The following is a 13,248-nucleotide window of genomic DNA, read 5'->3' on the forward strand; positions in this document are numbered from 1 at the left end:
AATGCAAAACCAGGGAATCAGTCTGTTTTCATCGGTCCGTCGCTGGCCAATCCGGACCGAGACTGCTGCTCGACGGCGATCTCGGCCGTAGTCGCGTCAGGATCGAGTGGCGTGTATCTCTCGATGGATCCCCAGTCTCGGGCGTAGTCGTCGGCGAGGTACGACGGCAGTGTCTCCGCACCGAGGAGCAGTTCGGTCCAGCCGAGCGGGCCGCCGCCGATCGAGTCCTGCCAGGCATTGGTGGATTCGGCACCGGTGCGGTCGGGCAGGATGCGGTACTTCGGTACCTCGGCGACGCCGTCGCGATGATCGAACGGACGCTGGCACGGAAACGCGAGTCCGACGGCCCAGTCCAGCATCACCGGATCGGTCGATCCGACCAGTGAGTTCAGCGTCTGCGTCTTCGGGACGCGCGGCGGGGTGACGGCGAGCCATTGATCGCCGGCCAGGTCGTTGTCCTCGGCGACGATGCGCACGACGTCCGCGTCGGCGGGAAGGTCGTTCATCGGCACGCGCAGGTTGCGCCACGACGGCGACGGACCGATGTCGAGCGGGGTGATGCGTCCCAGCGCGATCACGTCACCGCCGTCGCGGCGTCCGTATTCCAGTTCGACGCGTTGGCCTTCGGTGACGATGCCGTCCTCGTCCACCGATCGGATGCGGCCGGCGGCGGCGATGGCGATCAGGTCGCCTTCCCCCGGCAATGCGTACCAACCGGAGGTCAGGGATGCGGGCTCGGTGGCTCCGAAGCTGCCGAGTACCGGTGTGGTGCTCGGATCGAGGCCGAACGGCAGTGCGACTGTGCTGCCGTTGATTCCGACGTTCTCGGTGGTTCCGCCGGAGGTGCCCGCGGAGTTCGACGAGGTGGCCGCAGCGCTCTGTTCGGAGTCCTCGGGGCGGATGGAGTTCGCGCTGCCCTGCGCGGTGTCCTCGGAATCGGCCGTCAGGTCCTGGGCGACGCCGTCGGGGGTGAATCCGGTACTCCCACCGGCACCGAGGGCGTCGGCTGCGGGATCGATCGGTTGCAGGACCGAGCCGTTGACGTCGGTCTCCACCTGTACGTCACCGGCGAGTCCGCACGAGTTTCCGGCGAGGGCAGAGAAGTTCGAGCGGGCGATGGAGTACGCCGGGTATTGCGCCACAGCACCTTTGACGAACGAGAGCACCTCGAAGGCCACGACCCCGCCGGCGACGATGGTCAGCGCGGACGGCGCGAAGCGTCGACGCGTGGTCGGTTCTTCTCTGCGATAAGGCAATCGGACGTGCTGATAGGCCGCGTAGAGCAGCGTCAGCACCGTCAGGCCCAGCAGGATCGTCGAAAAGCCCTTGCCGGCAATGGACGGCGGCTTGTCGAACCACGGTATGCCGTAGCTCGAGACGTACCACCACCCGTTCGAGCTGGTGAACGCCACCGCCGTCAGGAACAGGACAGCGGCGGTGAACAGTGTTCTGTTGCGCGGAGATCGGACGGTCGCAGCGGTGACGGCAACGGCAGCCAGCGCGGCCAACGACGCCGCGAGACCGGCGTACACACCGAAGTGGTGGGTCCATTTGGTGGGCGTGAACATCATCAGAGCCAGTGCGCCCAGAATGATTCCGAGTATCCGACGCGACGGCCCGGTGGCCGTCCCGGGGATGCGTCCGTTCTTGCGGAGCATCACCGCGATGCACACGACGATGCACAGCAGCATCGCGAACATGCCGAATCGTCGGGCGAGCGAGCCGTCGGGAGAAATGGTCATCAGCGCGTCCCAGCGCACGCGTTCTTCGAACCACGGCACGTTCGGACCGATGGCCGAGCGCACTCGGGTCGCTTCGAGGACCGTGGCAAGAGTCTGGTCGGCGAAGATCGCGATCAACACCGCCAGTCCCGACGCGACCAGCGGCGCGAGAACGGCGAGCAGTCCCACCTGGCGAGCTCGCTTGACCACGATCATCACCAGCGGGCGCAGGCCGGCGAGCAGGGCTGCGACGGCGATCAGTCCGGTCGGTCCGGCGGCGAGGGAGAACGCAGCGATCAGGGTGCCGATGGCGGCGGGCAGGAGTCGTCCGGTGGCGATGGCGCGTTCGATCGAGCACCACGTGAGCAGTGCGCCGAGGGCGATGATCGGCTCGGGGCGCAGGCCGTTGTCGTAGGGCAGCCAGAAGGCGAGGAACACGAATCCGGCGGTCCACAGCGCGACCCGGTTGGTGAGAACTGCGCGACCGAGGCGGGGGATCACCTCGCGGCTGATGACGAGCCAGCACAGCAGCGCCGCGATGGTGGCGGGCAGGCGCATCCAGATGCTGGCGGTGCTGACCTTGGCGAGGGCGGCGAGCATGTCGTAGTACGGCATGCCGAACGGCGCTTCGGGGACGCCGAACCAGCGGAAGTAGTTGGCCATGTAGCCGGCGTTCTCGGAGACGCGGGCCATGTTGAGCAGGTAACCGTCGTCGGAGGTGTTCGCGCCGATGAAATGCCACAGCACCAGCACGCCCACCACGACGGCGTCGACACCGGTGATGGACTTCCATCGTGACGGGAGGAATCGGCGGTGGCGTCGACCGTCCATGCTGTCGAGGCGATGCAGCGCGAACAGGGACGCGATCACGGCGAGTGCGCCGACGATCATGGCCAGCAACTTGAACGTGGTGGGGCTGGAGGAATAGCGCGAGTCGATGTCGGCGCGCACGTTCAGGCCGTCGACCGGTGCGGTGAGGTCGGTGTAGACGCCGACGACCTGCGGGCGGACGTCGCCGTCCATCGTGCTCGTTTCGCCGTCGAGGTCGACGACAGTGCTGGTGGCGTTCGACGAAACCGTCACGGCACAGTCGGCGGACAGCTCGGACACGGGAGCCTCGGCGAGAACGCGATCACGCAGCAGCACCTGCAGTCGGTCGTCGTCGACCCGCACGATCAGTGCCTTCTGCTCGGTCTTCGCAGCTTCGATGGGGGCGGTGGAGATCAGCGTGCCGCCGTCGGTGAGAGCACTGGCGGCGCTGCACGGAATTGTTGCCTCTAGGTCGACGGGCGAGTAGCTCACCAGCGGAGCGTTGACGCTGCCGAACGAACTCTGCGGCCACGACAGCGTCGCGACGTCCTGCTGAACCGGCAGCAGGGGTGTCGCGATGGCCAGAACCGCACCGATGATGCCGGTGACGATCGCTATCAGCCGGGCGGTCGCGAAGTTCGGAGCGGTCTCGGGCACGCCGACGATGCTAGGGGACGAGCGTCCGCACGTCCCACACCCATACGCCTCCGGTGTACCGAGGCTCGACGCCGACGAGGTCGGTGACGGTGCTCCGCAGAGCGAGAGTGTTCTTGCCCGGCGGCAGGACGACGACGTCGGCCTCCCAGAAAGCCATGTCCTCGGCGGCGTCGCTGCGCTGATCGGCGGTGATCTCGGGGACGGTGCCCGAGTCGTAGACCGAGCCGAGCAGCAGCGCCGTCGGACGGTCGACGGCCCCGTACTTGGCGACCTTCTCTTCCTTGTCGCTCGGTCCGACGAAGTATCCGGCGGCCAGTTTGAAGCCCATGTCGGCGTCCATCTGCCAGCGCAGCGGGCGCGCGTCCTCGGGCCGCGGAAGGGGCACGGTGACGACGGAACCGTCGTCGACGAAGTTCTCCCACTCGCCGTCGGCGAAGAACTCCGGCGTCGGGGACTTGTCGACGGTCACCAGCGGCGTCGGGATCAGGGGTACGAGTGCGAGCGTGAGTCCGGCGATCCAGAACGCAGGCAATGGGCGAAGTCCGTTGCGGAACGTGCGATCGGTGGCCAGGACGACCAGCAGTGCCAGTGCAGGCACCGCGCCCAACGCGAAGCGGGTTTCGAGCACGGATTCGACGAGTGGGTACTCGGCCAGCTTCGTCCACGGCAGCGTGATGCCGGTGTCGTCCTTGCCGATCACCAATGTCGCGCCGAGTGACAGCACGCTCATGACGATCGCGGTCGCAGCGGCCGCACGGGCGCAGGCGACGCGCCACATCCACACCGCTGCCACCAGGGACAGCACCAGCAGCGGCCAGCCGAAGTACGCGTTCTCCTCGGTGGCGTTGATGCGGACGTTCTGCCCCGGAGTCGCTTCGCCGCCGAGCGATTGCGTCGGGAATTGGAACAGTGCTTTGGCGTCGTTGCCCATGGCACCGTGTTCGAGGAACGAGTACGACTGCGGGCCGAAGAACTGCCACCACAGCGGAAACGCCACGAGCGTCAACGCGATGCCGGCCGAGACCGCGAGTCGGGGCACGGCATTGCGGACGGCAGGCCACAGCGACCGCGGCCTGGACACGTAGTAGACGACGGCGAAAATGGCGAACGACATCGCGAAGATGAGCAGCGGCTCTTCGCCGAGCAGGATCTGCAGCGCGACGATCAGCCCGAGTCCGACGGTGTTCTTCTTGGTCCCACCGCCGCGTGCGATGCGGGTGACCAGCATGGCGATCACCGGAAGCAGGAACAGCACCACGAAGTTGGGGTGACCGTTGGCGTGGGAAATCGCGCCGGGCGCAAAGCCGCACAGCGCGCCGCCCACTGCAGCGGCACCCTTGGACGCGTTGAGCTGGCGGGAGAACAGCCAGAACCACGCGAACGCGGTGCCGGCCAGGCCGACGGTGAGGGCAATCGCCCAGGTCACGGTAGGTCCGAAGAGCAACGTGATCGGCGCAAGGGGGATCGAGACTCCGAACATCGCCGTGTTCGCCATGAGATTTACCCCGAGCGGGTAATTCTGCAGGTCACTCCACAGTGGATTGTCCAGATGCGCGACCGAATTGGCGGCGACGGAGAAGAACCACTCCCACATCGTCTGATCCTGGCCGCTGTTGTAGAGGTAGCCGCCGCTCAGATTGCGCCACTGACCTTGCAGGACGTAGACGGCAGCGACCAGAAATCCGACCGCCGCAACGACGTCACCACGCCCGACGCCGGAGTGTCGAGCCGGTGCCGTTGTCGGCTGCCGCTCGAGAACACTCTGGTCGTGGGTGGTCATCGCGTCGAGGTTACAGAAAGATCACGATGGGCGAAAACTCGAACGACCTGCGTCACACGGTGACCGAGGTGGTGGTGCAGGGTCGTGAAGTTCCTATCCGATCAATTCCGAGAGTTCGACTGTGGAGTGCTCGGCGATTTTCTTCTTGCTGGTCATGAAATCGCGCGGACGGTTGACGCAGTCTGCGGCGATGAGTTGGCCGCCGCGGAGGTAGTAGCAGGTGAAGTCGCGATCGCGCTCCGGGTCGCCGTTGACGACGACCTCGTCGTATCCGGTGCCCAGTCCGGCGATCTGAAGCTTGAGGTCGTACTGGTCGGACCAGAACCACGGCAGCGCGGTGATGGCGGCGGACCCTCCGGTCAAAGTCGATGCCGCCACCTTCGCGTGTTCGTTTGCAGCGCAGACTCCTTCGAGGCGGACGCGCCGCGAGTAGCGGGCAACGTGGTAGGTGGCGCAGTCGCCGGCAGCGACGATATCGGGATCGTCGGTGCGGGTCCGATCGTCGATGACGATTCCGTTGTCGACGGTGATCCCGGCCGCTTCGGCGAGTTCGGTGTTGGGGACGATGCCCACCCCGATGACCACCAGATCTGCCGGGAGCGTGTCTCCGCCGGCCAGCACGACCTCCCGCACACGGCTGTCTCCGCGGAACTCCTCCACGAGCGCACCCGTCCGGATCTCCACGCCCGCTTCGCGGTGGATTCGGGTGAAGAACGTCGAGACCACCGGTGCGGTCACGCGTTCCAGAACACGCTCCGCGGCCTCGACGACGGTGACGTCGAGACCGGATGCCCGGAGGGACGCTGCCGTCTCCAAACCGATGTAACCGCCACCGACGACGACTACCCGTGTGCCCGGCGTCGCGGCCGAGCGTAGCGATGCGGAGTCGGCGGCGGTGCGCAGGTAGTGGATGCCCGCCAAATCTGCTCCGGGAGTTGCCAGTCGGCGAGTTCGCGCGCCGGTGCAGAGGGCGAGCTTGCTGTACGACTGCGTGACGCCGGAATCGAACGTGACTGTGCGAGCCTCACGATCGATGCTGCTCACCGAACCATCGACCAGCTCGATGTTCTGCTTGTCGTAGAAGTCCGCTCCGCGGATGGCCATGGCCTCGAGGGTCGAGGTGCCGGCCAGATAGGCCTTCGACAACGGGGGACGCTGGTAGGGCAGCGTCCCCTCGTCACCGATGAGAACTATCTCCCCGGCCCACTTCTCGCGTCGCAGATGTGCGGCGAGCTGAGCGCCGGCGTGGCTGGCGCCGATGATCACCGCGCGTTCGGCACTCACTCAGGCCTGCTGCTTCGGGGTGAGGGTGACCATCATCTTGGATATGCCTCTCACGAAGTTGGACTGCACGTACTCGGGCTTCCCGACCACCTCGATGTTCTCGAACCTGGTCAGCAACTCCTCCCACAGGATTCGCAGTTGCATCTCCGCGAGCCTGTTGCCCATGCACCGGTGCACGCCGAACCCGAACGCGATGTGGTTGCGTGCGTTCTTGCGGTCGATGATGAAGTCGTCGGGCCGATCGAACACGCGCTCGTCCCGGTTGCCGGAGGCGTACCACATGACCACCTTGTCGCCCTTGCGGATGAACTGGCCGTTCAGGATCGTGTCTTCCTTCGCGATCCTGCGCATGTAGGCCAGCGGCGTCTGCCAGCGGATGATCTCCGACACCATCCCGGGCACGAGATCGGGATTCGCCTTCAGCTTCTCGAACTGATCGGGAAACTCGTTGAGCGCCAACACTCCACCGCTCATCGAGTTACGCGTGGTGTCGTTGCCGCCGACGATGAGCAGGGTGAGATTTCCCAGGAACTCCAGCGGCCGGTCGATGAGATCCTTCGTGTCGTCATTGGCCTGCAGCAGCGAGATCAGGTCGAAGCCGGGCTCTTCCCCTGCTGCTTTTCGAGCGGCCTTGTCGTGCCAGAGAGCGCTCAGGCCCTTGGCTGCGTCGACCATGGCTCCGAACACCTCGTCGTTGTCCGAGGGGCCACCGTTGGTCTGTTCCATTGCCGTCGCCAGGTCCGACCACTCGACGAGCTTGTGTCGCTGCTCGTACGGGAAATCGAGCAACGTCGCCAGCATCCGTGCCGTGAGTTCGACGGACACCGTGCGAACCCAGTCGAACGGCTGGTTCACGGGAAGGTCGTCGAGAACCTCCTGAACCCTGGACCGGATCAGGTCCTCCATCTCGCGGAGATTCTTCGGGGCCACCACCCCTTGGACCGCGGCGCGCTGAGCGTCGTGACGCGGGGGGTCCATCGCGATGAACATCGCGATGTCCATGAAACGCGGCGGCTTGCCGATGATGATGAACGGCTCCGCCGAGAACACCTTGTGGTTCTTGTCGACGGCGATGATGTCCGCATGCCGGGTGACCGACCAGAACGGCCCGAACGGGCTGTTCGGCTGGAAGTGCACCGGCGCCTCGTTGCGGACGCGCTCGAAGTACGACTTCCAGAGGCCCTGGCGGTAGAGGAACGGGTTGCTCAGATCGATGTCGGCGAGATCGACCTCGTCGACCGGCGGAATCGGTGTCTCGGTGAACATGACCTGGCCGTCGGTGCGGGTCACGATCCGACGCGTCTTGTCGTAGAGGTGCGCGCCGCGGATCTGCAGTTCCATCGGGATGACGGATCTCGCGGTGGTCGCGACGGTGTCGGCGATACTCATGGCTCTCTCCTCCGGTCCGCAGGTCAGATCTGGAATTCGGGAACGCGGACCGTCAAGCCGTCCCACGACTCGCGCGCGGTCATCTGGCACGACAGCCGAGATGTCGGTTCACGCTCGGGGTTCATGGCGAGCATGTCCTCCTCGACCTCGTCGTTGGTGCCGACGACGTCGCTCCATGCGTTGTCGACGACGACGTGACAGGTTCCGCAGGCTGCTTCGCCGCCGCAGTCTCCGTCGATACCCGGGATGGCGTTGTCGACGGCAATCTGCATCAGGGATGTGCCCTCGGTCAGCGGTGCCTCGTGCTTCTCGCCGTCGTGCGTGACAAAGGTGACGTTGGCCATGGTGTTCTCCTCGCTGAGTAACTGTGTTCCAAGTCTCACTGCGATGGACTTTCCGAACCAGGCTCGAAAGCGTCGATTTGTTGTTAATTTGGCTCACGTGGGATCAACGGAGTCCGGAGTGCCCCCGCTTGCCTTCGCGCAGCTGCTCGGTAGCGGCGCGCTGGGCGAGCGGGCGGAGGCTGCGTTCCGACGCATCCTGGTGCGTGAGGGCGTCAGCATGACGGAGCTGGTCACCCGCGACGGACAGGTGCCGCTGCGGTGGTTTCGGGAGGTGTATCCGGACCTCGACCGTCAACAGGGTTTCCGGCTCGGCGCGACGTTCGCGCAATACGTGCAGCCCACGTCGTTCGGCCCTCTCAGTCTTCCGCTGATCAGTGCCGGATCGGTGGCAGAGATGGTCGAGTTGCTGGAGTTCCTCCCGCTGGTCTCGACGGCTCTCGCCGTGCACATCCACCACACCGATCGAGGGTTGACCATCGGACTCGCCGGGCGCACGGGGGACGACGGGCTCGACAGCATTGCTGTCGCGTACGGCGGTTCGTGCCTTCTTCGTCTGATCGACATGCTCGCCGGCTTCGCGGACGCGGTCGAACTTCACCTCGATATCCCGGCCCCGGAGCGCGATACGCTCGACGACGACGAGATCCGGCGCATCGTGTTCGATGCGCCGTCACCGTTCGTCTTCGTGCCGGCGGCCATCCTCGACGAGGCATGCCGGTTCTCCGATTCGTTGTCGTATCAACTGGGGATCGCGGAACTGAAGAAGGCCGTCGACGGCCGTCGTACGAAGTCGTACACGGAGACCGTGCGCGCGCTGTTCGACACCGACCGCGAGTGCACCAACAGTGCGCACTGTGCCCGGAGAATGGCGGTCTCCACCAGCACCCTCAAACGAAAACTCGGCAACGAGGGAGCCACGTTCCGTGCGCTACGTCAGGCGTTCCTTCAGGAGCGCGCGACCATGCGTCTGCTCGACGGTTCGGTGACGGTGGGGGAGATCGCCGCCGAACTCGGCTACAGCGACGTCGCCAGCTTCTCGCATGCGTTCACGCGATGGACCGGACGCTCACCGAGGGAATTTCGATCTCGCACCGCAGCACCGAGGTAGTGCGTTCGCGGTCGACGACCGTTCAATTCGCGCGCACGACCAGCGCGAAGGGTCCGATGTCGGTGACGGTGAAGCGCGGATCCTCGAACAGTGACTGCGGGAAGGTGACGGTGTAGCGGCGCACGTTCGGGTCGTTCGGGTAGACGTCCTCGGCCAGGCGCAGGGTGTAACCATCGGCACCGCGGCGGAACAGGAACGCATCCGGCGCGCGCCACTGGCTGGTGTCGAGCGCGTCGACCAGCTGATCGGGCGTCTCGAGCTCGGTCCACTGCTCGATGGCGTCGGCTCGCTGATCGAACTGCGCCAGTGGGTTGGCGTAGTGCGAGGTCAGTCCTTGGAAGCCGAAGTACGGGTAGTAGCTGAGGAACGACGTGTCCGCCGTCAGTACGACGGTTTCGTCGCGCGGACGCTGGGTCTGCTCGGTCAGGGCGGCGTCGACCTCGCGGTAGTACGAGACCGCGCTCGGCGGACGCATGTCGGCGCGGTTGCCGTCACCGTCGGTATCGGAGTACGCGACGGTGATCTCGGTCTGCAGTACCTGGGGAATGTTCTGCGCGTAGGTCATCGCACCGATGGCTGCTACGACGACAGCGGCGATACGGAACTTCGGTGGCTCGTTGATGGCCTGGTAGATCGCGTGGCTTCCTTCGAGGAAGCCGAAAACGCCTGCGCTGCCGAGCAATACGATCAGCACCGCTTCGAGGCGGAACGAGAGCAGGGTGGTGCCCGCGGCCGTGGCGGCCATGGAGAGCAGCGTCCACAGATAGATGGAGACGACGCCGACGCCCAGTGCCTGCGCTCGGCGTGAGGACGAGAACCGCACCGCCACCCACACCGTGCCGATGAGGCACAGCACGCCCATCAGGGAGAACTCGAACATCGGGAAGGGCAGTGTCGCACCGGCTTCGGGCAGATAGTGCAACGCTGTGCCCGACGTGGACGGCGCACCGCGCAGGAATTCGATCAGGTACGGCAGCCACACGGTCGCGGCGATGAGGCCCGACATCGCGGCGATCGCGGCGACCTTGATCGCGATGGGAACCAGTACGTTCCAGGACTTCTTCTCGCGATAGGCGAGGACGGCGGCGAAGAGCGCCATCAGTACGACGGTGAATGCAGCCAGGCCGAGATACAGCGTGTAGAACGTCGCGGCCAGGCCGAGGAAGAGTCCGGTGCCGACCACCGCTCCCCACCCGCCCGATGCGGTGCGGTGCAGCGCTCCCCAGGCGAGGACCAGCGCGGGTGCGAAGAGCATCACGATCACGGCGCTGTATGCCTCGGGGGAGGCGTGGGCGACGACGAGCGCGGTGGTGACGGCGCTGACGGCGACGGCCCAGTCGGCTCGGATCAGTGCCTTCCACAGCACGAACGACACGACGGCGGTGACGGCGAGCAGCCCGATTGCGTAGGGCTTGAACACTTCCCAGCCGTCCATGCCCAGCAGGTTGCCGACGCGTCCGCCGAGCCAGAACCAGCCGGCCGGATAGAAGGGCGGAATGTCGGCGTACGTCATGTCGCGCAACGACGCCGAATCCGTCAGTCGCGTCAGGTATTCGGTACGGAACTCCTGGTCGACGGAGATGCCGAACAGGTAGAGCTTGGTTGCAGCCAGCGGCATCCCGAGGGTGACGGTGACGAATCCGCTCAGCCCGATCCACGCCGCGAGCCGAGCGATCCACGGCCACTTGTGAATCCGGTACAGGTAGATCGACGCGGCGAACAGTGCTGCAGCGGTCACCTGCCCCAGCGTCGTGATGGCGCGGGTGACATTGGACGAGTTGAACGCCGGCCACTGAACCAGTGAGAAGGCGTACAACCCGACCGTCGCCACGACCACTGCGACGAGCACACCGAGAGCGATTTCCCCGACGGCAGAGGCGGTTCTGCGAGCCGGTGCAACCCCGATTGTCATCGAGATCAGATGGGCAGCTTGCGGAAGATCGGCCGCGGCACGTGCCGCAGCACCATCATCACCAGACGCCAGGGCGCGGGAGTCCAGATCAAGGGGGTGCCCTTGCGTGACGCGTTCACCGCGAGCTTCGCGATGACCTCCTTGTCGACGGTCATCGGTGCTTCCTTGACGTGCGCGCTGAACTTGGTGCGCACCATGCCCGGGCGAACGACGGTGACCCGAGGTCCGAACTCGCGCAACGCTTCTCCGAGTCCGAGGTAGAACCCGTCGAGTCCGGCCTTGGTGGAGCCGTAGACGAAGTTGGAACGACGAACCCGCTCGCCTGCCACCGAGGACATGACGATGATGCGGCCGTAGGCCTGCGCCTTCATCTTCTCGCCCAGCAGCACGCCGACCGAGACGGAGGCGGTGTAGTTGATGTTCGCGGCGAGGACGGCCTTGCGCTGATCCTGCCAGAGCTGCTCGGCATCGAAGTCGACGGCGAAGGCGACGATGGCGACGTCGACGTCACCCTTGGCCCAGGCCGCGTCGATCACCTTGGGATGCGAGGCGGTGTCGAGTGCATCGAAGTCGATGATGTCGACGGACTTCGCGCCCTTGGCCGTCAGCTGTGCGACGGCGCTGTCACGGAGAGGATCGTTCGGCAGCGCAGCGAGGATGACACGTGCCGGAGACTTCGACAGGTACTCCTCGGTGATCGCGAGACCGATCTCGCTGGTGCCACCCAGAACGAGAATCGTCTGGGGGTTGCCTACGGCGTCTATCGTCACAGCAGTTCCAGCCTTCTAGCCATATCGGAGGCGAAAACGCCTGTGGGGTCAACGGATCGGCGGACCTTGATCCACTCGTCGATCCGCGGGTACATCGAGTGGAAGGTCTCGGCGTCGGTGCGCGAATCCTTCGCGGTGTACAGACGACCACCGAACTCGAGCACCCGCTTGTCGAGCTCGCGAACGAACTCGTTCAAGCCCGGCTTGATCGGGAAATCGACGCAGATGTTCCAACCCGGAATCGGAAAGCTCAGCGGCGCTTTGTTTCCGGGCCCGAACAGCTTGAAGACGTTGAGGAACGAGTAGTGCCCGGACTTCTGGATGTCGACGATGATCTTCTTGAACTCGTCGACGGCCTCCGGCGGCACAACGAACTGGTACTGGAGAAAGCCCTTGGAGCCGTAGGCGCGGTTCCACTCACCGAACATGTCCAGCGGGTGGTAGAACGCCGTCAGGGACTGGACCTTGTTCCGGTAGTTGCCGGCCTTGCGGTACCAGACCTCGCCGACGGCGGAGAACGTGTACTTGTTGGCCAGGCCGTTGGGGAAGACGTCCGGGAACGTCACCAGCGGCTTGGCGTTGAACCGCAGCGGGTCCTTCTGGAGTTTGGCCGGCAACTGGTCCAACGTCGCGAGCGATCCGCGGGAGAGGGCCGCGCGGCCGAGCTTGGGCGGCGGGGCAACCGCGTCGAACCAGGCGCTCGAGTAGTCGTAGTTGTTCTCGCTGCCGTCGCTGTGCAGGGCGATGGTCTCGTCGAGGGTGGTGGTGACGTCGCCGTCGGCGATGAAGTAAGCCGTCTCCGTCGGCGTCATCTCGATCGTCGCGCGCAGGATGATGCCGGTCAGGCCGTTGCCGCCGACCGTCGCCCAGAAGAGCTTGGCGTTCTTGCCCGACGGCGTCAGGTGGCGGACCTGACCGTCCGCGGTCAGCAGTTCCATCGAGCGGACGTGGTTGCCGAAGCTACCCGCGCTGTGATGGTTCTTGCCGTGAATGTCGGTGCCGATGGCCCCGCCGATCGTGACCTGGCGGGTACCCGGCAGCACCGGTACCCAGAGGCCGAACGGCAGCGCGGCACGCATCAGCTGGTCGAGGTTGACGCCACCGTCGACGTCGACGATCCGCGTCGACGCGTCGATGCTGTGGATGCCGTTCAAGGCATTCATGTCGATGACCAGGCCGCCGGAGTTCTGCGCGTTGTCACCGTAGGAGCGGCCGAGGCCGCGGGCGATGACGCCGCGTCGGAGGTGGGCCGGCTTGGAGTCGTTCTGCTCGGCGACCTGCTTGACCGCGTTCGCGATGAGCTCGGGGTCGGAGGTCGAGAGCACCTCTCCGGTGGAGGGAGCGGTGCGGCCCCAACCGGTGAGTGTGCGGGTCTGCGTGGGTAGCGGCGCAGTGTTCCCGGCCTGTGGTTCCAGGGGGAAGAGTGCGTCGTCGGCTGTCGTGGACATCGCTCAAGAGGGTACCCGCACCGCA

General features: G+C 65.6%; 9 protein-coding genes. 1 reads left to right on the forward strand and 8 read right to left on the reverse strand.

The window, feature by feature from the left end; genetic code table 11:
* Positions 1–17: 17 nt before the first annotated feature.
* From R4P47_RS11850 to R4P47_RS11870, 5 genes are all read right to left on the reverse strand, one after another.
* Positions 18–3,188, reverse strand: a complete 3,171-nt coding sequence (locus tag R4P47_RS11850; RefSeq protein WP_317784812.1) for an arabinosyltransferase domain-containing protein — start codon at positions 3,186–3,188, stop codon at positions 18–20.
* 10 nt (positions 3,189–3,198) lie between these two features.
* Positions 3,199–4,968 carry a glycosyl transferase gene (locus R4P47_RS11855; protein ID WP_317784813.1) on the reverse strand — a complete coding sequence of 590 codons (1,770 nt, stop codon included), beginning with the start codon at positions 4,966–4,968 and terminating at the stop codon, positions 3,199–3,201.
* 93 nt (positions 4,969–5,061) lie between these two features.
* Positions 5,062–6,252, reverse strand: a complete 1,191-nt coding sequence (locus tag R4P47_RS11860; protein WP_317784814.1) for an NAD(P)/FAD-dependent oxidoreductase — start codon at positions 6,250–6,252, stop codon at positions 5,062–5,064.
* Positions 6,253–7,641 (reverse strand): cytochrome P450, encoded by a 1,389-nt coding sequence (locus R4P47_RS11865; RefSeq protein WP_317784816.1) that lies wholly within the window; start codon positions 7,639–7,641, stop codon positions 6,253–6,255.
* A 23-nt stretch (positions 7,642–7,664) separates the two neighbouring features.
* Positions 7,665–7,985: a 2Fe-2S iron-sulfur cluster-binding protein gene (locus tag R4P47_RS11870; RefSeq protein WP_149407732.1), complete on the reverse strand. Its 321-nt coding sequence runs from the start codon at positions 7,983–7,985 to the stop codon at positions 7,665–7,667.
* A gap of 118 nt (positions 7,986–8,103) precedes the next feature.
* Here R4P47_RS11870 and R4P47_RS11875 point away from each other — a divergent pair, with 118 nt between their 5' ends.
* Positions 8,104–9,093, forward strand: a complete 990-nt coding sequence (locus R4P47_RS11875; protein ID WP_411567332.1) for a helix-turn-helix domain-containing protein — start codon at positions 8,104–8,106, stop codon at positions 9,091–9,093.
* A 22-nt stretch (positions 9,094–9,115) separates the two neighbouring features.
* Here R4P47_RS11875 and R4P47_RS11880 read toward each other — a convergent pair whose 3' ends face one another.
* Genes R4P47_RS11880 through R4P47_RS11890 form a run of 3 tightly spaced genes read right to left on the reverse strand, consistent with a single transcriptional unit; the run spans position 9,116 to position 13,223 of the window.
* Entirely contained in the window at positions 9,116–11,005 is a 1,890-nt protein-coding gene (locus tag R4P47_RS11880) for a galactan 5-O-arabinofuranosyltransferase (protein WP_317784818.1), read from the reverse strand.
* A gap of 5 nt (positions 11,006–11,010) precedes the next feature.
* A complete protein-coding gene (locus tag R4P47_RS11885) occupies positions 11,011–11,775 on the reverse strand; it encodes a decaprenylphospho-beta-D-erythro-pentofuranosid-2-ulose 2-reductase (protein WP_317784819.1) in 765 nt (254 codons plus the stop codon).
* Positions 11,772–13,223, reverse strand: a complete 1,452-nt coding sequence (locus R4P47_RS11890) for an FAD-binding oxidoreductase (protein WP_037187223.1) — start codon at positions 13,221–13,223, stop codon at positions 11,772–11,774. Before R4P47_RS11890 ends, R4P47_RS11885 begins: the two co-directional genes overlap by 4 nt.
* Positions 13,224–13,248: the final 25 nt, after the last annotated feature.

This window comes from Rhodococcus sp. IEGM 1370 (assembly GCF_033142325.1).
Classification (GTDB): domain Bacteria; phylum Actinomycetota; class Actinomycetes; order Mycobacteriales; family Mycobacteriaceae; genus Rhodococcoides.